The organism is Clostridium sp. TW13 (assembly GCF_024345225.1).
GTDB classification, from domain to species: Bacteria; Bacillota; Clostridia; order Clostridiales; family Clostridiaceae; genus Inconstantimicrobium; species Inconstantimicrobium mannanitabidum.
This window is the reverse complement of record NZ_BROD01000001.1, coordinates 110,394-131,467: the sequence shown is the minus strand read 5'-3', so window position 1 is coordinate 131,467 and position 21,074 is coordinate 110,394. Positions and strand designations below refer to the sequence as shown.

The 21,074-nt window shown below is 30.2% G+C and carries 16 protein-coding genes; 1 reads left to right on the top strand and 15 read right to left on the bottom strand.

All coding sequences use genetic code 11. The features are described from left to right. Positions 1 to 43 precede the first annotated feature (43 nt). Positions 44 to 1,156, bottom strand: coding sequence for a sensor histidine kinase (locus OCU47_RS00645; RefSeq protein ID WP_261826698.1), 1,113 nt, complete (start codon positions 1,154 to 1,156; stop codon positions 44 to 46). Further along, on the bottom strand, positions 1,153 to 1,857 hold the full coding sequence (locus OCU47_RS00640; protein ID WP_261826697.1) for a LytR/AlgR family response regulator transcription factor: 705 nt from the start codon (positions 1,855 to 1,857) through the stop codon (positions 1,153 to 1,155). The genes OCU47_RS00645 and OCU47_RS00640 overlap by 4 nt, the downstream gene beginning before the upstream one ends. Before the next feature lie 540 nt (positions 1,858 to 2,397). On the opposite strand from OCU47_RS00640, the gene OCU47_RS00635 reads away from it, so the two are divergent. Further along, entirely contained in the window at positions 2,398 to 3,225 is an 828-nt protein-coding gene (locus OCU47_RS00635) for an alpha/beta fold hydrolase (protein ID WP_261826696.1), read from the top strand. Positions 3,226 to 3,295: 70 nt separating this feature from the next. On the opposite strand, the gene OCU47_RS00630 is transcribed toward OCU47_RS00635, so the two are convergent. The 13 genes from OCU47_RS00630 to guaA form a co-directional block, all read right to left on the bottom strand. Beyond that, positions 3,296 to 4,636, bottom strand: coding sequence for an MATE family efflux transporter (locus OCU47_RS00630; protein ID WP_261826695.1), 1,341 nt, complete (start codon positions 4,634 to 4,636; stop codon positions 3,296 to 3,298). Positions 4,637 to 4,759: 123 nt separating this feature from the next. Further along, positions 4,760 to 5,341: a TetR/AcrR family transcriptional regulator gene (locus OCU47_RS00625; RefSeq protein ID WP_261826694.1), complete on the bottom strand. Its 582-nt coding sequence runs from the start codon at positions 5,339 to 5,341 to the stop codon at positions 4,760 to 4,762. 167 nt (positions 5,342 to 5,508) lie between these two features. Next, positions 5,509 to 6,105: a hypothetical protein gene (locus OCU47_RS00620; RefSeq protein ID WP_261826693.1), complete on the bottom strand. Its 597-nt coding sequence runs from the start codon at positions 6,103 to 6,105 to the stop codon at positions 5,509 to 5,511. 765 nt (positions 6,106 to 6,870) lie between these two features. Further along, entirely contained in the window at positions 6,871 to 10,158 is a 3,288-nt protein-coding gene (locus OCU47_RS00615) for a hypothetical protein (RefSeq protein WP_261826692.1), read from the bottom strand. Positions 10,159 to 10,172: 14 nt separating this feature from the next. After that, positions 10,173 to 11,117, bottom strand: a complete 945-nt coding sequence (locus OCU47_RS00610; protein WP_261826691.1) for a ComEC/Rec2 family competence protein — start codon at positions 11,115 to 11,117, stop codon at positions 10,173 to 10,175. Between the two features lie 238 nt (positions 11,118 to 11,355). After that, complete coding sequence (locus OCU47_RS00605; protein WP_261826690.1) at positions 11,356 to 11,757, bottom strand: hypothetical protein; 402 nt, start codon at positions 11,755 to 11,757, stop codon at positions 11,356 to 11,358. A 33-nt stretch (positions 11,758 to 11,790) separates the two neighbouring features. Continuing rightward, positions 11,791 to 12,054 carry a hypothetical protein gene (locus tag OCU47_RS00600; RefSeq protein WP_261826689.1) on the bottom strand — a complete coding sequence of 88 codons (264 nt, stop codon included), beginning with the start codon at positions 12,052 to 12,054 and terminating at the stop codon, positions 11,791 to 11,793. Between the two features lie 488 nt (positions 12,055 to 12,542). After that, positions 12,543 to 13,499, bottom strand: a complete 957-nt coding sequence (locus tag OCU47_RS00595; protein ID WP_261826688.1) for a protein NO VEIN domain-containing protein — start codon at positions 13,497 to 13,499, stop codon at positions 12,543 to 12,545. Continuing rightward, complete coding sequence (locus tag OCU47_RS00590; RefSeq protein ID WP_261826687.1) at positions 13,474 to 15,459, bottom strand: DEAD/DEAH box helicase; 1,986 nt, start codon at positions 15,457 to 15,459, stop codon at positions 13,474 to 13,476. The genes OCU47_RS00595 and OCU47_RS00590 overlap by 26 nt, the downstream gene beginning before the upstream one ends. Before the next feature lie 4 nt (positions 15,460 to 15,463). Further along, positions 15,464 to 16,756 (bottom strand): hypothetical protein, encoded by a 1,293-nt coding sequence (locus tag OCU47_RS00585; RefSeq protein WP_261826686.1) that lies wholly within the window; start codon positions 16,754 to 16,756, stop codon positions 15,464 to 15,466. Between the two features lie 3 nt (positions 16,757 to 16,759). Next, on the bottom strand, positions 16,760 to 18,364 hold the full coding sequence (locus OCU47_RS00580; protein WP_261826685.1) for a DNA cytosine methyltransferase: 1,605 nt from the start codon (positions 18,362 to 18,364) through the stop codon (positions 16,760 to 16,762). A gap of 76 nt (positions 18,365 to 18,440) precedes the next feature. Further along, the gene (locus tag OCU47_RS00575; RefSeq protein ID WP_261826684.1) at positions 18,441 to 18,626 is read right to left on the bottom strand and encodes a helix-turn-helix domain-containing protein; all 186 of its coding nucleotides are present in this window, start codon (positions 18,624 to 18,626) and stop codon (positions 18,441 to 18,443) included. An 875-nt stretch (positions 18,627 to 19,501) separates the two neighbouring features. Next, complete coding sequence (gene guaA, locus OCU47_RS00570) at positions 19,502 to 21,043, bottom strand: glutamine-hydrolyzing GMP synthase (protein ID WP_261826683.1); 1,542 nt, start codon at positions 21,041 to 21,043, stop codon at positions 19,502 to 19,504. Between the last annotated feature and the right edge of the window lie 31 nt (positions 21,044 to 21,074).

Below are 21,074 nucleotides of genomic sequence, written 5' to 3'. Positions count from 1 at the left end.
CCTAAAAAAATAAAAACCAACGTGAACTGTCAGTTTTTATTCGTCAATTGATAGGGATAATTATTTCACTAGCAAAAATACCTGGTTCATTTTGCAGATTTAAATACCCTCCGTATTTATCCACAAGAAGAGACACTCTCTTCATACCAAAACCATGCTCCCCTCGCTTTGAAGAGATATAATTCTTTTGATTAAAATCAATTTGTTCTGTTGCACTATTTTGGATAGAAAGATAAAACTGTTTTCCTGCAAGCTCTGAGAAAATACGAATAAATCTCTTTTCAGCTGGAATAGCTCTGCAAGCTTCTATTGCATTATCTAAGAGATTGCCAACAATAACACATAAATCAATATCATTTATTGTCAGCTCTTCAGGTAGCATAACTTTACAATTCACTGCTATGCTCTCTCTATTCATAATTGTTATTTTACTATTCAAAATAGCATCCATCATTATATTTCCTGATTTAATCATATTATCCACAGAATCAAGATCTGATTGAAGTTCATTAAAATAATCATCTAACTTGTCCAATTCTTTCATTGATAAATATGCCTTCATAGTCTGTATATGATTATGATAATCATGCCTCCAGCCTCTCATCTGAAGATAGACATTCTTTATTTCTTGATACTGTTCATTAATCAAGCTCCTTTGAAAGCTGTCATAACTAAATTGAAATCTTTTTTCTAAATTGCTTCTACTTTCATTGATTATTATCATGATGAACAAAAGCAAAAGATTAGTAGTTATTGATGCTGGTAGAAAGAAAATCAGAGTACTAAAGCAAGCTAAAAGTACCATGTTCGCAATATTTAAGGAAAATATAACCCAAACTAAGACAATTAAGAAAATACCGTTTGTTAACCATGAAAGTGGAAGAAAAGAAAACATAAAATAGATAGATACCAATGGAAGGAACCACTTCAGTTCTTCTTTAAATTGTTTTTGATCATAGAACACTAAATAAACAAAGAGAACAACTACTTGCAAAAGCCTAGTCAACCAAATCATTGGTACAAAAACAAGCCCTAAAAGTACAACTACTCCAATTATATATTGTGCAATTCCTTTATCCAGTGATGTTTTACTTACAAAAAAGTACACCAAGCCTATAAGTGCTATTATCTCAATTGATAATCCTGTCCAAATCATATGTGCTTTCCTCTCTGGTTTCTAAGGTAGGCTTGCATCAATGGTTCCCACTGCCCCCTAGCAATAGACAAACTCTTCCCATTATCAACTTCACATTCCTTCTTCAATATCTTCTGAAGATGATTCAAATTAACTAGTGTGCAACGGTGAATTTTTTGAAACATATTTGAGTTTAATATTTCCTCCCATTCATACAATTTTTGATTAGAAGAATAAACTTTTGCAGCAGTAACCACCTCTGTCTTATGGTCATTACTTTCAATATATAGAATGGCTGATTGCTTAACAGATTCAACTCCATCCTGATTTTTTATCAATACAACAGGTTCCTTTACAACCATTTTTTTCTCAATTCTCTTCATTAAATCCTGTAAACTTTTAGACTCAATTGGCTTCAATAAGTATCCAATAGCCTCAACCATATACCCATCAAACACGTAATCCTTTTCCCCGGTAATAAAAGCTATAGGAATGTCAGAATCAATACTTCTCACTTTTGCAGCCAGTTCAACTCCATTCATATCAGGCATCTCAATATCAAGCAACAGAGCATCAAATCTAGTATCTTCAAATTCAAACAGAAAAGAGGATGCATCATTAAAAACTAGAATCTCATAACACTTTTCATGGTCTATACTTCGTAAATTCTCTAAAATTACTTTTTGATGAAGCTCATTATCCTCTACAATCGCAATTTTCATGTGCATTCCCCCCCCTCATATATACTTAAAATATCTCTTTTGACAACTTTATAATCATTACAGTCACTTATTACTTAATTATAACAATAAATCCACTATCTTTCATATAAAAATCTAATATCATATTTAAAAGTAAATAACAATTTTAAATACACTAGCATATGGATCTACTTATTTTTTAAGATATCTAAATTTATCATTCATAAAATCTTCTTATATAATTCATTTATAGTTTCATTTTTAAACACAGTATTGTCACATTGCACCTGTATATTAATACTTGTAGATAGCAAATAACTTTTTCAAATAAAATATTTTCCCCTAACCCCTTATATAATATAAAATCCAAACATTTATTAAGCCCCCCTTATAAATGTTTGGATTTATTTTTTAAAAAAGATTTTTCCCCTTATTCCACGTATTAAATATTGGCTTTACTCTTCATGTGAAAGACTAATGAATTAATAATATTTTATTGGTATAATATTGTTATTACAGGTTTAAATTGTAAATTCAAAAAAAGAATCGAGGGATATTTAAATGTACGTAGAAATGAGTGATAAAGTTAATTTATATGTAAAACAATCAGGTGAAGGAGTGCCTTGCTTATTTATTCATGGAGGTCCCGGAGAAGGCAGTCTTGATTTTGAAGCACTGGGTGGTAACTCTTTGGAGAGTTTTATGCAGATGATATATTTTGACCAAAGAGGAGCTGCAAGATCAGGTGGAACGGCTGAGGATGATTACTCTATTAAAAGAATAGTTGAAGATATCGAAGAAATACGAAAAAAATTAGGAATATCAAAGTGGATAGTAATGGCACATTCATTTGGTGGTGTTATAGCGACTAATTATGTTTACAAATATCAAAAATTTGTAGACAAACTTATTTTGTTAAATTGCACACTTTATATGGAAGATTCTCTTAATAACCAAGTACATTATGGAACTGAACTTTTATCTGAAGAAAATTTACAGTATTCAGAAGCTAGTTCAACTTTAGAAAAATGGCAGTATGTAGCTGGCAAGCTTTTTGAAAAAAATATCTTTTATAAGTTGCAGTATGATGACTATAAAAATGTGTTGAAGCTAAACGAGGTTGGCTGCCAAATAAAAAACTTTAATACAGCTATGTCTAATCAAACCTTTAGTAATAAAGAATATTTTGCAAATTATTTTGATCTCACAAAAGATATAACTGTTCCTGTACTTGTCATAGCTGGGGATAGAGACTATTCTATTGGACCAAATCACTATAAGAATTTCATGTTTCCTAACCAAAGGATAAAAATCATGCAAGGCAAACATATGATATACCTTGAGAATAATGAAGAACTTAAATCAGTTATCCAAGAGTTCATTGAATAAATATAAAATTGATGTAAAAATTGCCTTAGACGTTCCATAAATCTTTGAAACATCTAAGGTAATTGAGAAATTAGCAAGCAATACTGCATACATCCTTAGCTGCATTTTTCCTTGCTCGCACAGAAAAAATAACCGCTATTACTGATGATAAAACATGGCTAACTAAAATTGCAATCCAAATCCCATTCATGCCTAAGGTACTTCTTACTAAAATTGCTGCTAGTGGAATACGAATCACAATATAATAGATGAACATTAAAATCATGCTCATTGCTGGTTTTCCCATACCATTTAATTCTCCAAGGAAGCAACTTGTAATCATATAAAGTACATAGCCTATGCTGACTATTTCAAAATAACCTTTAACAATCCTTGAAGCTTCACTGCTATGAATAAAGAGTCCTGAAAGCTGTCCCGCAAAAACAATTACTAAAACAGAAACCACTGCTAAAAATACTCCCCCTAATATAAGGCTACTCTTAACATAAGCTTTGGCTCTATCCATCCTATTGGCACCTATACACTGCCCTATAATAGTCGTAAGTGCCATACTCATGGCCATTGCTGGGTAAAACAATAGGATTTCTAGTCTACTTGTTACTCCATAAGCAGCTATAGTAGTAACCCCAAATCTACTTACTAAAAATATCATCATAGCAGAACTTATTGCAGGCATACAACCTTGTAATGCAGATGGAACAGCATCTTTTAATAATGGTATATTATATTTAAAAGATATATTTGAAAGCTTTAGTTCAAATAATTTTTTCTTCTTGTGATAATAAACAGCAAACAGTAAGCATATTATTTCTGATAAAACTGTAGCCCATGCTGATCCGCTAAGTCCAATAAAATGAATCATTATAGGATTTAACACTGCGTTGAAGATGGTGGATATAAACATTCCTTTCATCTGAAAAACTGGATCTCCAAAGGAACGGAAGATAGCTGTAAAATGCATGTATATAAATATTACAGCATATCCAATCATATAGACATATAAATAATCATAAGCCATATTTAAGATTTCACTTGGAGTATGCATGGCTATTAATATTTGCTTTAAAAACACCTCTATTAAAACTGTAACCGCTATAGAAAATACTGCTGACAGCATTAAAATCGTGGCGATAATACTATCTGCTTCTTTCTTTTTTCCTGCTCCTATAGTCTGCGAAACTAAAATAGCAACTCCATTACTAGACCCCATAGCTATAGCACTTAAGATCATAACAATAGCTGTAGAATTAGTAAGAGCAGCATAAGCCTCTTCTCCAAGAAGATTTCCTACCCATAAACTATCTACTAGGTTATAAGCCATCATCAAAATCATTGCAAGTAGTAGAGGCACCACCATTTTTATAAGTGCCTGATTAGTATTCCCTTTTACAAAATCAATTTCACTTTTCATTTATAAAACCCTCTTTCCTTTTGAATAAATATAGTTACTGAATGAATTTCATTCATTCACTTTTCTTAAATTTGGGTAAGACTATATAATGCTTAAGCACTTTCTATAATCTTACCCTATCTCTTACTTTAATTGGAGTAAATCAATTATACACTCCTGTATCCTTTTAACTTTGTCTTCCTCTTTAATATCTTTGCTCATAAGAACACCCATCTGACCATAGACAAAAAAGTATGCTGCAGTTTTGGGATCTAATATATTAGTTTCACCTCGCTGTTTAGCTTCCTCTATTGACTTTGTAACATATGGTATAAACTTTTCTCCCACTCGCAAAAAAAGCTGATCGTGTAACTTCTGATTTCCATGCTTATGAAAAAGTTCATATAAATCTGTATGATCTTTTTCAACTTCCGTCATATCACTGACTTTTCCACTCATCATCAGAATCTGCTGTTTTAAATTTTTACCTTGAAGTGGATACTTTTTTATATTCTGACTTGCAATATACTCAGCATATTCATCTATAGCAGCATCATACATTTCTTCTTTAGATGTAAAATACCTATAACAAAGTCCTTGAGACACATTAATCTCCTTAGCAATATCAGTTATTGATGTTTTTTCATATCCTTTTCTAGCAAACACTCTAATAGCAGCATCTAGGATCTCCTGTTTTCTTTCATCTGGACTCTTTACTACGCGCATATAAATACCTCCTGATGATTGTATAATAACACTGTTGTTTATATTTGTCAATGAATAATATTCATTCATTATAAGCTATGTTCTTTATTGTCTTTTGTAATTACTTTCTTATGCATTCACTTTGTATGATAAACTTCCCCATTAACCCCTATTTATAGTTCTCAATTCTATTTTATTGGCACCTCTACTCCTGAATTTATTAAAGCTTCAATGAAGCGATTGATATCTTCCGGCAACACTGAAAATCTTTCATCTGTGATATATTTTTTCTGTCCAGATGTAGATATATGCATTTCCTCTTCTATGATGCTCCTCAATTTATCAACTGAAATAAAATAAGTATTATCTTTCTCAATATTAATAAGCCTCTCTTCAATATTTTGAAAATGATGCTTTCCTAATGCCTCCAAATATTTAATATCTAAAAGAAATAACTCTTGAAAAAAAATTTCATTGCTTGGATAGTTATTAATAAAGATTGATGCTACTATATTATCGTGATCAATAACAGCTATATCTTTTCCACAACTTGAGCATTTTACAGTACCTACTTGTCCATAACGTGACCCTTCATGAACATATAAATTGGGCTGAGGTGAATTACAACTAGTGCAATATAATGGAAAAACACTGGCATCAGCAATTATACTACGTAGCTTCTTACTATTTTTCTTGTAAAAAAAGTGTTTTGTTACAATTTGCTCCGTCCTTATCATTACACGGTTTGGTCGAGCATTATCTACATTTAATACTGATATCCCCATTCTAGACTTCCCCCCTTTAAGTTACTAATTAATCTACAATATTTTTTATCCTTATGAAATTAATTTTCATCTTAAATTATAGCATAAAAAGTTCGCAATCCTTGAAAACACAAGAATTTGAGAGCTTTATTATATTTTCTATTCCCACTCAATAGTAGCTGGTAGCTTAGAAATTACATCATAAACAATTCTTTTAACCATTCCATACCATTTGAACTCTTGTTAGTCCCACCCAAATGCCAACGCATTTTCGCGTTATTCTTATGGTCTCTAATGGCTTGCAATTCATATTTTTCGCACATTTTAGTAGTGCATGCTATTCAGAAAATAATGCACTGTTGGTTTGCAAATCCATTTCCATGATTATAAATATGAATTGTAGAAAATGCAAATAAAAATCCCTTCTGGTACTGATAGTTAGTACCAGAAGGGATTTTACCATTCATTTGGTATCAGGTGGTTATGTTATACTCCGATATTCTTCAATATGCTTAACTATATTCTTTTTTCTCTCATTAACTCGCCAAAAATACATAATCACCCATCTATATCAATCTTCTTTTTACCAGTTTTTATTAAATTAAGATTTATAAAGTGATTTTTTGTAGTTTATCATTTAAGATTTAACATCAATGTCACCTAAAACGTAGAATACTGGTGTTTTCTTACTGTTATATGTATTCCTAAATTGTTCTAAGATTCTGCACTACGATTCCAGTAATAAATTCAATGGTTCAAAACTGATTTTTATTTAATCAACAGAAATTAAATATCTTGAAAATAGTATATCATCATTTCATTAAAGCATTTTACATTCTCTTTAGTTGCATATTTATCCATAAACTCCCTTCTAATGTTTTGAAGTTCATTCAAATAATTAGGCGTTAACTTTAATAAATACTTTGCCTTTACTTGATTATCTATCTCTATTTGTCTTCTCAGACATTTTTTAAAGAGTTTGCTAAACTTTATCAAAAACGTTTCATTTTCCCCCTTAAAACAGCCTTCTTCTACTATTATTCCCGTTTCAATATCCAACCCTTTTGTAAAATTAAAAACATCATCAAATATTTGATTTCTGTGATTTTTATAATATTCATCTGACTCTTTACCAAATTCATCATCAAAAGGATTATAGTGATATTTGTCATATTTTTCTGTGTTATACATTTTTTCAATAAGTTCTCTAAATTCATTTTTATAAGCAATATTAACATTACCCAAATTTGAACTATTTCCTAACAAACTCTGCTCCATATTCTCTAATGCTGATTTTAAAGCATTTTCTGACTCCTTAAATAATACTGCCAGAATATCCCCATATAAATCAATCGCTTTAATATATCCTTCATGAAACAACTCATTGAACTGATGCCTATAAGTTAATGAAGCGCCTGCTTTTTTCCTTTTATAAAAGCTATTAGCATCAGCATATATTGTATTCCATCTAAACTTATATGACTGAAGTGATGCAAACTCAAATATTTTTTTTACTATCTCTGTTATCTTTTCACATGTTTCTGATTTATCTAATATTTTAATATCCATTATTTCCATGCAGCTTTTTTCCTTCATCGCAACAGAAGTAAATAATTTTCTAATACCATTAACATTATTCCGATAGTATGAATATTTTATATTGACTAATTCTTTCTTTCCACAGTAAGGTATAAGATTATTTTTCATTACAGTATATAATTTTACATTATTACTAAGCTCAGCTTTTCCATTATCTGAAAAAAAGTAATTAACAATTTTGGGGATTTTATCGCTTTCTCTAGAGAAATTTATATTATCTATTTCATCATCTGTTCTATAAAATATATCTATTCCTGAAAAAACACAATAAACAGGAGCTTTTGGAATTGTTTTTTCAACACATGGCAAAAAAGTCCTCAATTCATCTGGTTTACCAGAGTCAAGTTTTTTAACATATAATATTGCGACTTCATCTACTTGCAAACTACTGTCAATCAAATGATTATTTATATACTCATGATAATAATGATTTAATCTTTCTTTTATCTTTTTTTCACTCATAATATATATATGATCTAATCCACATGTATCAATAAAAGTTATCTGATTTAAATCTAAGTCTCTTAAAATCGAAGCATACTCATTTGAAATCATATCTACAATTTCTATATTTTTTATTATTCCTGTAAGCGAACCTTGAGATGTTACTTGTAAACATTTATGTAATAACTTCACATCTTCCGAATTCATACAATTTAAATCAAATAAATGATTTCGCTCTATTTTATTATCAAGTCCTATTTTCTGAGCAATTACTGAAAACAGATTTTTATATACTGTTTTATATATATCTTCTAATTGTTTTAATATCTCTATCTTTATTACACACTTGTGCTCTTCAGCATATTTTAATTCTACAATTTTATTTTCCTGAACAATATAGTCAGTATCTATTCCTAAAAAAGAAAATTCTGAAATATCAAAAAAACCCTCACAGTGTAAAACTAGTTTTTTATATGTTTCGATAATTTTTTCATTTCCAATGCATGTTAAAGGGAGGTCTTCATCTGAAATCTGTCCAAAATATGTATTTATATCATAATCTTCTAAAGTAACACATTTTAAGACTTCTCTTTGAAAATCTTCAAACACATATTTTGTCGTCTCAGTATTTATATCTCTATTCCATTCACCATTAACATAATTATTTACATGTTTAATTATATTATCCTTTTTGTCACTATTTATTAACTCAAATGTATCATCAAAAGGATTAGCCATCTTCTTTTCACTTATTATTCTATTAATCCAAATCTTATCTAAAATACAGTGAATCATGCAAATTGGCATTCTATTTGCTAAAATAAAAATAATTTGTTCATAACACTTTATTTTATCTTCATTGCTTATTATTTCTTCATACAAAATATCCTGTATCTGTTCAAGTGTATCTTTAACTTTAGTGCTGTTATCTGTTAACGCAATAAGTTTTATTATATCATATATATTAACTAATAATTGTTTCTCATCATCAACTTCTTCCTCATCTAGCTGTAATATCTCAGCCATTAATAAGCGTATTGGTTTTGTTCCAACATTCGATATCATATTATCAACAAAATCCATCATCTTCAAAAAATTCACACTTGCTCTCGGTTTTTCCTCATTAATTTTAAACTGATATAAAACTTCCGTTCTAGTGGTTTGTCCATCATTAGTTGATTTCAATTTATCTCCATGATATGCAAAATCTTTTGCCAATGATGATTTACCTGCACCGCTACCACCCAACAACAAAAAAGTAATTTGATTCTTCTTAGCATCTTGCAATCCATATATCCATTCTATCTCAAATGAATCTTCACTAATTTTGCGAAAGATAATACAGAATTGTTTCCTTAGAAAATTCAATATATATTCAAATCTCAAATAGTAAACCAATTTAAAAGGATTTTCTCCATTCTCAATATTTGAAACAGACTGATTCATACCCACCAAATAATATTTTCCATTTCTTTCAATGTAAATTGGACTTCCAGAAATCCCTTCTAAAAGCTGTTGGTCATACATACTATTATACCAATGGTAGTCATCTGTAATTTGGTACACCCCAATTTCTCTATTTAATGGAAAAATAGTCTTCTCAACACCTTGAAATTGAATTCTAGTATTCACTTCATCTTCTAACATAATTCCTGGATAGCCTTCCATAAAAATCACATCTCGATTATTAATAGGTTTCGTCATAATGTCTGTAGTTATATTAAACACAACAGCATTACTTACAGAAACTAATAATGCACAAATATCTTCATTTTTTTCAATACTTGAGTTAGGCTTAAATATTTTCATATCAATAATATCATCGTCTCTAATAGCTATACCAAAATCGTCATAAAAAGTTAAACTTATCTCTTCCTTTAAATTTATTTCTCCTGTAACATCACATAAAACGTGATTATTAGTGAAGATAATATAATTTTTCAAACTATTTTCTTTGTATTTGCAAGGGTAAATTATGCCTGTCCCGGTACTTTCTAATGTTTCTATTAATACAACATTCTTTTCAACCATGTCTTTCTCCTACATTAAAATTTCACTTCATCAGCTCTACAGGAAATCGGATAATGAATCACATCTTCATATTCCGATATATCAACATACGTATATATTTTTAATTTTTTTCCAAACTCTGCCACAAAACTCTTTAATAGTTTTTCTGAAGGATGTCTTTTTTGGGTCCATGCTTTTTCACCAGTTACGATAAATGTTTCACAACTATGTTTTTTTGCATATGATACTATTCCAATATTATTGTGAGTAGATCCATGGTGCGGAATCTTTATTAAATCAATTTTTTTATCATTAAATTTTTTTAAATGATTCAATTTAATTTCAAGTTGGTTAAAATACCCATCTCCTGTGAATAATAAAGTTTTATTTTCATATTCAAGTAAAAAAGCAATTGAATTTTTATTCACAAGTTCAGAATCTGGTTTTCCATCTATTGTCTTGTTTAAATAGTCTCTATACACATCTCTTATTCCAGCTTTATCTGGATGAAGTAATGTTAAATATGCATAATTTCTTTGCTTTATCGAAACATCAAATTTTTGTCTCTTTTGATTTGATAAAATATGAACTAATGAATTAGAATACAACGTGTAATCTTTTCTTCCAGAATGAATAACTGCATTATCTAAAATCATTTTTTCAAAATCTCGTGCTTGACTGAAATTCACAATAGATTTCGTAACATGATTATAAATAACAATAGTATCCTCAAATTTATCCTTTTTTTCTTTCATAGTCTCAATAACGCCCTGTATATGATCAAAATCAATATGCGTCACAATTAAATAATCAATCTTTTTGTATCTATCAATATAATTCAATATTAGTTGATGTGTATCTACTCCACCTAAAATTCCTTTTCTTCCATCAACCATAATAACATTGGACATTTTTTCATTAGCAATTTCTATAAAAAAGCAATCACCCAATCCTGCTCCAACACTGTATACTTTAATCATAAACTATGCTCCCTTAATAATTCTTAATTTTCAAATCTCCATTTGTTTTCATTCATCCTTTAAAATCATTCTCTGGTAACCAATCACGAATATTATATTTGGGTGCTCCTACATTTATTAATTCTGATTTAATTCTTCTTGTCATCCTTTGTAATTCTATGAAAGAATCTCAACTCTAAATGCTTTTAAGCTCTAGAGTTATTTTCGTCCTACATATTCAATTCATCTTTTATACCACTTAGTAATTCTTTATTATTTGAAACAACATATTTTCTATCATTTTTTCTTCTTGCTTGAAAGCCTGAATATTAATTTGATGAATTATATCTATATAGTCTATTTCAAATAATTTAATTTCTAAATTTTCATCTTTCTTATCATCTAGCTCCTCTAGTGTTTTAACAAAGACTATCACTGTATATGGTGAAATTGGACACAATAACTTGTCTCTTAATTGAATAATTCCACTAGTAGGAAGAACTATTACTTCATCAGAAATATTATCAAGAAAAGCCACCACATAATCTTTAAGTAATTTATTTTCATTAGCCATAAGTAAAACATCATGAGCTGCAATATCATGTTTACCAATGTCATTAAACAATTGAAAGCATTCAGAGTTATCCGTCATATCGCTCAAAAAACTTGGAGACCTCGACAGTAAAGAATATATTTAGATAAAAGCAATTATCACATAATCTTTCGGCAGATTGCAATCCTTCTCAAATAATGTCTTTTTTAGATATTTTAAAAGCACTCCTAATTTACTTTCCACTTCTGAACTTAAAAGTTCTTCTACGCAATCAGAATAATAAACCAACTGCGTATATAACGACTTCGGATGCCCTTTCCGTACTAGAGCCTTTTCAAAATCAAAATAAAACAATTCTGACTTTGAATTTATAAAATTCTTCATTATTAACTTTTGCATTTGCATATGGGAATTTACCACCACTATATCACCCCATTATATGTCCCACCACCAAGAACACCAATTCTTCACAATCCAATTAGCTTTCTTGGAATCCCCGTCTAGATTTGTTCTATAGTAAACAAGCGCTTATGAATAAGTATGTTATAAAGTGCAACCTACTTTCTTTTTTCCCATATTAAACTTTGGATAACTTCCAATCCTTTTCCTAGCTATTGTTTCTCTAAATTTAAAAATTCTGGCGAAAAATGATTTGCTTAACATTTTCTTTACTTAGATTGATGCATCTATTTTTTCTTTTATGTGCACTAGTATAATCATTTGCTTTCCCCAAATATTTTAAAATGCTATCAAATTGAATTATACTGTTATCTCTTGCAACTTTTTCTTTAAAAACAATAATTAACTACTATTACACAATAGTTTCCTTTCTTTTCTGAAACAGCATTGTGTCACCCAAAATTATCTATTCTATTATTTATTCCAAAAAATAATCATAATATTTTCTTTAATGAAAATGTTTGTGTCTGTATTAACCAATCAGAATTTTCTTCAAAAAATTCATATGGATTTTCGATTATATATGGCTCGTAATCAACATTTTCGATTTTAGATAATTCTATCAAATATAAACAGTACTTGTTCCCTTTAATTTTCGATGAATTATATTCATTTATCGACCAGTAAAATTGAAAGTCACTTTTCACAGCTTTAACCTCTATATATCTATCAACTTCTGTCGAGTTTATAGTTTCAAAAGAGACAATATCATACCCTGCTGAAACATCAATGTGTGAAATCTGACGAATGCAATCACAGATTTTAGAATCTTTTAATCTTCTTTTTTCATATTCCAATACAAACTTTTCAGCTTTCTCTCCAGCCATCTCCTTTTCCACTAAGTTCTTTTTTAATTGAAGTAACGTCATTTTTTTTCTGTACTCTTTAAGTCGTTCTTCCACTATTTGTTCATTATTTTTTGTCACAAAAAAATGAACCATCTTGTCATTTTTCTCAATTTCAATAAATCCGATTGATACAAGCAAATTTCTATAAGAAGATTTATTTAACGGAAAAATTTCATTTTTAAATCTAATACGCTGTCGAGAATTATCAAACTCAAAATATTGATTTGTTAAGTATTCTTTACTAAATAATTCGTTCATAACATTAGTAAACATATTTTTTTGAAATAATTCCGGCATGTTAATAATATTCTGATATTCATTTACTAAAACATATTTTTCCGTTTCATAGGAATATTGTACGATTCCAAATGCCACTCCAAATAGCAATAATGCTTCCGTATCTATTATTTTGCCTGGTAAATTTGAAGCCAAAACCTGAATATCTTTTTTTGTAATTTGTCGATTTGAAATAATCTCTCGAAAAAAATACATAATATCATTAATATTTCCAAAATCGTTATATCTTTTTAGTTCTTGCAACATAATTTTTTATCATCGCTTTCATATCTTCATCGCCAAAATCCCCAGATACATTGTCAAATAATGGTATAGGCATTGTTTCCATTATTTTCATCATTCTACTCTCTTTAATAGCTAATCGATCATCAATAACTTCATCTACTGAATCTTGAGACAAAATATAATAATAATTAGTCTTTACATCTTTGGCCAATCCATATCTATGTATTCTATCCTTTGATTGCATAAAATGCGCAGCATTAAATGTTCTTTCAAAATAAATTGCATTATGGCATGCTTTATGTAACGATATGGATTCTGCTACTGCAAATGGATTAGCTATAATCACTTTAAACGGGCAGTCTTTTTCTTGAAATAAAGCAACAATTTTTTCTCTCGTTAATTCCAAACTCTCGTCATCTTCTTCCAAACTTTTACCAACTGGGATTGCACCATATAATTCCTGACATGAAATTCCATTACTATCTAAATAATGCTTTAGCTCCAATATGGTTTGTACAAAACAAGCCCATATAACAACTTTACCGCCTTCGGCAAGAATTCTATCAACTAATTCTTTTGTCTTCACAAATTTTTTAGGTATTTCATTATTTTTATATTCAATAATTTCTTTTAAAATATCTGTATCATTTATATTTCCAGCTTCCTCAACACTTATATCTTCGTACTTATAGAAGTTTGCTAGAGGAAGTTTCAGCAGATTCGGATTGGAAGCCGCTTGCATTAATCTAATCATTTTGGCTCCTACAAGCTGCGCCTTAAACTTATTAGATAAATCATTTTCATTATTTTCAATAATAGAATCAATATATTTTTTTTCTATAAAATCATATATTCTCCTTTGATATTCACCCATTTCAACAAGAATTGGAGGGTTTGTAATAGCTGGTGGAATATTTAAATCACTTTTCTTAATGCGTATAAAATAAGGAGCAATTGCCTCTACTAATTTATGCACTCTTAAATCATTCTTCCTAACTGACATGTCTTTCAGTTGGTTAAGTTTGAATTGCATTATGTTTTTATTAGGCCAAATAAATTTAAATAAATTGTACAAATCTTCATATCCGTTAGGCGCCGGGGTACCTGTTAGCACAACTCTTGATTTACAATACTGAGCAATATCCATAACGCTTTGTGCCGTTATTCCCCCAGTTGTATTCTTTATTTTATGTGCTTCATCCAATACTACCATAACTTTATTTGCTTTGAGGAACCAAGAAATTGCATCAGTCACAGCAGCTAAAGATGCATATGAAATTAATGTAATTTCACTTGAGTATCTCGAATATAAATAATCAATTTTTTCTTGTTTATTTACGCCACTTATCAACCTTTTTACAGAAGGTTTACTCCCAAAACATTCTTCATACTCTAACTCCCATGGTCCAAAAGAACTTAATGGACCAATGATTAACAACTTGTCAACTTTCTTTATATTATCATCGGACAAATTTTTCAAATAGGTGTAAGCGCCATATACAATACTTGTTTTTCCTGATCCAGGAACCGAAAAATTACATGCATTCTGTGAAAAAGCCAAATGATACGCTGAAAGTAATTGCAACTCATAAAGGCTACGGTTTTTCATGTTTTTTTCAAGAGATATCGTAAATTCTCTAAATTCATCATGATTACAATTATTATTTCTTATCTCTAATGCTTTCATTGAAAATTCTCGAAATTTATTTTCTTCGATTTGAAAATCAGATAACGCTTTTTCTGCTCCTATATTAACTCGTTCTTCAATCCCATACTTTTTTAGCATTTCTGTAACAGCCGAAAATACCTCTTGAGGATATTTTTCTCCTATACTAATTTTAATATAGTCATCATGTATATCTTTTGTGAGATAATCTTTAATATAGCGTAAAGCGAAGCGATTAGATATCAATATCTTGATGTCTCCTCTAAGTACTACTATTTTATCATCTTTGTTATAATCTATACTTATAGAGTTCAATCTATCACCCCCTATCAAGATTTTTTTTCATATCCCATATTATTGAATTTATACTTTTTATAAGGTCTTTTACCTCAGAAGAATTTTTAAAACTTTCCTGCTCAACATCAATAGAGCACAATGAATTGTAAGCCCGCTCCAAAAGATGTAATGGTTCATTCGCATCTCTCTTATCTTCTACTCGACTTACATGTTTTTTTAAGTTACCTTTTAATATCCCATAAGTCTGCTTTGACCAATCTTCATCTCTTGACTTCAGTAGTTGTGTCAAATCTTCACCAGGATACATAGATCTCAATTCTTCTACTGATTTATCGTCTTCTTTCACATTATTTGTATGTTCATTCAGAAAATTTTTCCAAATATCATGATAAAAAAAGATAGAACCATCTTTACCGGTTTTTCCTATGTCTCTGAATTCTTTCCCTTCATATCTCGCACGTATATAATCAAAACAAACTGTTTTTAAATCTGAAATATCTGCGTCATTACAAGCCCAATCCATATTCCGTATATTAGCCCCACCAGTTTTATATGAATTAATATAACCATTCAAATCAACAAATGGGCCTTCGGTTTTTTCAAGTCTTGTATAGATACCCTTGTATCCATAACTCTCCAAGTATTCTTCCATCAACTCTAAAATTTCCAACCATTCCTCAATTTTACTTGGTTTCTCACTCATAAATTCAGAAATTTGAGGTATATCAAAATACTTTTTTAATTCCTTACATTTCAAATATTTCTCAGTAGCATTATAATCTAACTTTTCATCTCCACCCATCTGATATTCTGTTTCTAGTTGTTGAATATCTTTTACTGTCGCGTCATCTGGCAATATAATTGCTAAAAAAAACTGACAATGTTCTACTTCTTTAGGAGAAAATTTTCCCTTACCTCTTTCATTAAATAGTTTATTTAATAACATTGCTCGACGATTTCCATCAACTATGATGCCATCAGCTGTTACAATACCATACTGTTGCTGCCCTAATAGTTGCAAACTTTCCATCGTTTTTTTATTTCTATCCTCTTTTGATGAAAACAAAAATTGTTCAATAATTTTTTTATCAACTTCATTTTCTGGATTTAACAGACCATTCTGAGTTTCATAAGATTGAACTGCTGTTCCTATTCGCCCATTATATTTATTATAAACTAAATAGTTCAAAGGGATTTTATATACATTTTCCTTTAGAATTTCAGCATGGTATCTCAAAGGAATCCCTGTCATAGCAATATTACTACGTCCATCTTTTATTCTTTTCAATTCACTTTTTCTGGTTTCAGCATCCATAATCTAATCCTCCATCCTCTTAATGATTTCTTGCAACATATAATATCCAACGGCAATGGCCATGGGAATATTCTTAGGATTATCTTTAATTTCAATTATTTTTCTCTTTTGTTCATCTGTCAAAAATTGATCAATAGATTTTCTTAAAGATGCTAATAGTTCATATGGACCTATTAAATCATTTCGTTCTTCTTGCGTCATACAATACCTTTTTTGAAAGTTGTCAAAAGAACATATCTTCCCACATATTTCTTTTATGTATGTATTTACAATTTCTGTTTCTTTTAAAGTCAAAAACTCATTTGTTACTATTGGTGTAAAGCAGGCTGCTCTTACTTTTCCTTGACTATAATGAATCTCTGCATCCCACTTAAACATCATTTTATCAAAATCAGAATGGTGATTTGTCAACTCCACCCTATATGCTGAATATATTAAATATGGAATATGATATTTAAATTTGGCCTTTGGGTTTTTATGTCTTTCTTTTTTTTCTGGTAAAATAGTATTATTAAGATTAATAAACGGTATATCTTCATTATGATTTATTTTTATATATGATTTAGGTATATCTTTACCCATTTCTATCAATATCGATTTTGCAATAGCGTAAGATAATTTTGGAGGCACTGCATTACCAACCAGAGCATATTTTGTTCCTTCTGAGTTCCCATAAAATCTATAGTCATTGGGAAAACTCATTATATTTGCAACTTCCCTTATCGATGGTATTCTATAACCTCCACCTTTTCTGGCTAATATCATTGATTCCCTTGAGCTTGATGACATCGTTGCCATTACTGTTCTTGCTGGCTTCTCAAGATTCTCTGGAAATGACATTTTCCCCATATAACCACGATCCAATTTTAATCTTTTAGCTGTTTGCCACTCAAACTCTTGTAAAACATGTTCATATTGTAAGTCAGTAATATCTTGTAATTTCATTTTGAGTTGTGGATAATTACAATCACATATTATTCTATCTTGATTATCTGCAGGATCTCCTAAACTTTCTAAAACTACTTTTAATGACTTAATATCCTTTTCATTATTTGTTTCAATCAACTTGGGGAAATCACCACATAAATAGCGTTGTCTATTAGTTGGCGCACCAAAATATTTTGCATTATACACTTTTGCATTTTCATTTTTAACTTTTAATATAAAATTACCTTCTAATCCCAAGTCTTGTGCTGTATATTCATCCTTAATATAATTTTGAATATTAGGTACATTTTCAAGAACCCAATATTTTAAGATGGACTCTTTTTTATACTTTTTTCTTGCAATAATTCTTAAATATGCTCGTAAAAGTTTTAACCCTAATGTTTTATCTCCATTTCCAGATTTATTAGAGTTTGAAAAAGCAACACATGGAGGAGATCCAATGATAACTTCTGTATCAGGCACCATTTCTTCAAATTCATCATCTGGCAACTCCGATATTCGTATTACATCATCTTGATATACTTTTGCTGATGACTTATTCGCTTTAAATGTATTAACTGCTGGCAGCCATTTATCGACACCAAAGCAAACATCAAACCCCGCTTGCCTAAAGCCTTCTGAAAAACCTCCACCACCACAAAAAAAATCTGCAACTTTCATTCTATTACTCCTTGTCGTATTACCTATATTTCTAATTATATAAATTATTCATTATTATCTATCCCAAAGTCTGGTGTTAAAGCGCACCCTTGCCACTTTTAATCCAGGCATCCACTTCTGATAATTTAAACTTCCATAGCCTGCCCACTTTATGCGCTGGTATATCTGCCTTCTTAATCCAGTTTCTTATGGTATCTTTTGTCACTCCCAGATACTCTGATGTTTCTTCTAAACTCGACCATTTTTCAATTATTTCAGACATACATTTTCCTCCGAATTGTCTAACTTTCAGTTTTTATACAACTACGAATATTGTATCTCTAAATTGTCATATTAGCAACCAAATTTCGACTTCTTACGTATGATTTAATATGAAATAGTCGTAAAGACAAGGAATTTATTGTTCCCTGTCTTTCTCCCTATCTTTTATCTGTATTTCCATTCCTGCCTCATAAACCTTCTGATAATCCTCACATACCTCCTCAAAATCCATATCAATATCTAATTGCTTCAACACAGCAGTATAAAGTGCCAGATTATATTGATTATTATCCAGTCGGAATTCAAATAGCTTCACTTTTGACAAATTTAATAAACGATAATTTTTATCCAGTAATTATTTCAAAAAATTAGAATTGGATAATCCATTAATTAAACCTATACTTGAGCAATGGGGGCTTGACAATCCTGCCACAATGCAAATGCTACTATACTCTCTATTGGTTATTTCAAAAGAACTTCTTTGTAAAGAAGCATACAATTTAATTGAATCTCATTTTGAACAATTAAATGAAATTATCTTTACATTAGTCGAAAAAAATAAAACAAGTTCAAACTATAACTCTGACCAAAAAAAGAATCAACTTTATTCTCCATATGAGAAACACACTTTCTCATTTAAAACGCACATTTTCGTCACAAGGTAGCCGCTGTTATGTTACTTCCAATTATGAAAATCCAAGCAATAATTTTAAGTACTCCATAAAAATAGAACGTAACATTATTGGTCTTACATTGATATACTTTCAAATCACTACAATAAAATACTTTAATAACAATTATATCATGTAGTACCATACTGCATAAAAGAAAAGTCCGCAAACCCTTATTTTATAAGGCCTGCGAACTTTATACATTCTATTCCCACTCAATAGTAGCTGGTGGCTTAGAGGTTATATCATAAACAATTCTGTTTACTCCCTTAACTTCATTTACTATACGGCGGCTTACTTTATCTAAAACTTCGTATGGGATTCTTGCCCATTCAGATGTCATTGCATCTGAAGAAGTTACTGCTCTTAAAGCTATTGTGTGGCAGTATGTTCTTTCATCTCCCATAACTCCAACTGATCTTATGTTAGGTAAGCAAGCGAAATATTGCCATATACTTTCATCAAGTTTTGCTATTGCTATTTCTTCTCTGAAGATAGCATCTGCTTCTCTTACGATTTCAAGCTTTTCTTCTGTTATATCACCAAGAACTCTGATTGCAAGACCTGGACCTGGGAATGGTTGACGCCATACCAAGTTATGAGGGATTCCAATTTCTTCTCCAACTGCTCTAACTTCATCCTTGAATAATTCTCTTAAAGGTTCGATTAGAGAAAATTGCATATCCTCTGGTAGTCCTCCAACATTATGGTGACTCTTGATTGTAGCTGAAGTAGCTGTTCCACTTTCAACTATATCTGGGTAGATTGTTCCTTGTACTAGGTAATCTATATGTCCAAGCTTATTAGCTTCTTCTTCAAATACTCTGATGAATTCTTCACCAATTATTTTTCTCTTTGTTTCAGGATCTGAAACTCCAGCAAGTTTGCCTAAGAATCTGTCCTTAGCATTTACTCTGATAAGGTTCATATCAAATTGTTCTTTGAATATTTTTTCAACTTGATCTCCTTCATCTTTTCTAAGTAGACCATGGTCAACAAATACACAAGTTAAGTTATGACCTATAGCCTTGTGTACAAGAACTGCTGCTACTGATGAATCAACTCCACCTGATAAAGCACATAGTACCTTCTTATCTCCAACAGTATCTTTAATCTCTTGTATCTTCTCTTTTGCAAAAGAAGCCATTGACCAATCACCCTTAACTTCACAAACTTCTGATAAGAACTTTCCAAGCATATCAAAACCAAATGGAGTGTGTTCAACTTCTGGATGTAATTGAACTCCATAGATTTTTCTCTCATCATTAGCCATTGCTGCTACAGGACATTTTTTAGTTGTAGCTGTGATTTTAAATCCTTCTGGTACTTCTGCAACATAGTCTGTATGACTCATCCAGCAAATATTATTTGATTCCATACCTGTAAATAATTTAGCTGTTGCATCTAATTCTATTTCAGTTTTTCCGTATTCACTTGTTCCTAAGTCCTGTGCACTTTGAACCTTTCCACCTAATACGCTAGTAATAAGTTGATGTCCATAGCATATTCCTAGAATAGGTACTCCAAGTTCAAATATTTCTTTATCTACTGTTAGTGCGCCTTCTCCATACACTGAGTTGGGTCCACCAGTAAAGATTATTCCCTTTGGATTCTTAGCTTTTATCTGTTCTATTGTATAGCTATATGGTACTATCTCACAGTAAACATTATGTTCTCTAACTCTTCTTGCTATAAGTTGATTGTATTGACCACCAAAGTCTACAACTAAAACCAAATCTTTTTTCATATTTTCCTCCACTATTGTTATTCTAACTTAA

Excerpts from the sequence above, each read along its gene's own strand:
- OCU47_RS00645 (WP_261826698.1), bottom strand. The coding sequence starts at position 1,156 with ATGATTTGGACAGGATTATCAATTGAGATAATAGCACTTATAGGCTTG.
- OCU47_RS00640 (WP_261826697.1), bottom strand. The coding sequence starts at position 1,857 with ATGAAAATTGCGATTGTAGAGGATAATGAGCTTCATCAAAAAGTAATT.
- OCU47_RS00635 (WP_261826696.1), top strand. The coding sequence starts at position 2,398 with ATGTACGTAGAAATGAGTGATAAAGTTAATTTATATGTAAAACAATCA.
- OCU47_RS00630 (WP_261826695.1), bottom strand. The coding sequence starts at position 4,636 with ATGAAAAGTGAAATTGATTTTGTAAAAGGGAATACTAATCAGGCACTT.
- OCU47_RS00625 (WP_261826694.1), bottom strand. The coding sequence starts at position 5,341 with ATGCGCGTAGTAAAGAGTCCAGATGAAAGAAAACAGGAGATCCTAGAT.
- OCU47_RS00620 (WP_261826693.1), bottom strand. The coding sequence starts at position 6,105 with ATGGGGATATCAGTATTAAATGTAGATAATGCTCGACCAAACCGTGTA.
- OCU47_RS00615 (WP_261826692.1), bottom strand. The coding sequence starts at position 10,158 with ATGGTTGAAAAGAATGTTGTATTAATAGAAACATTAGAAAGTACCGGG.
- OCU47_RS00610 (WP_261826691.1), bottom strand. The coding sequence starts at position 11,117 with ATGATTAAAGTATACAGTGTTGGAGCAGGATTGGGTGATTGCTTTTTT.
- OCU47_RS00600 (WP_261826689.1), bottom strand. The coding sequence starts at position 12,054 with ATGCAAATGCAAAAGTTAATAATGAAGAATTTTATAAATTCAAAGTCA.
- OCU47_RS00595 (WP_261826688.1), bottom strand. The coding sequence starts at position 13,499 with ATGTTGCAAGAACTAAAAAGATATAACGATTTTGGAAATATTAATGAT.
- OCU47_RS00585 (WP_261826686.1), bottom strand. The coding sequence starts at position 16,756 with ATGGATGCTGAAACCAGAAAAAGTGAATTGAAAAGAATAAAAGATGGA.
- OCU47_RS00580 (WP_261826685.1), bottom strand. The coding sequence starts at position 18,364 with ATGAAAGTTGCAGATTTTTTTTGTGGTGGTGGAGGTTTTTCAGAAGGC.
- OCU47_RS00575 (WP_261826684.1), bottom strand. The coding sequence starts at position 18,626 with ATGTCTGAAATAATTGAAAAATGGTCGAGTTTAGAAGAAACATCAGAG.
- guaA (WP_261826683.1), bottom strand. The coding sequence starts at position 21,043 with ATGAAAAAAGATTTGGTTTTAGTTGTAGACTTTGGTGGTCAATACAAT.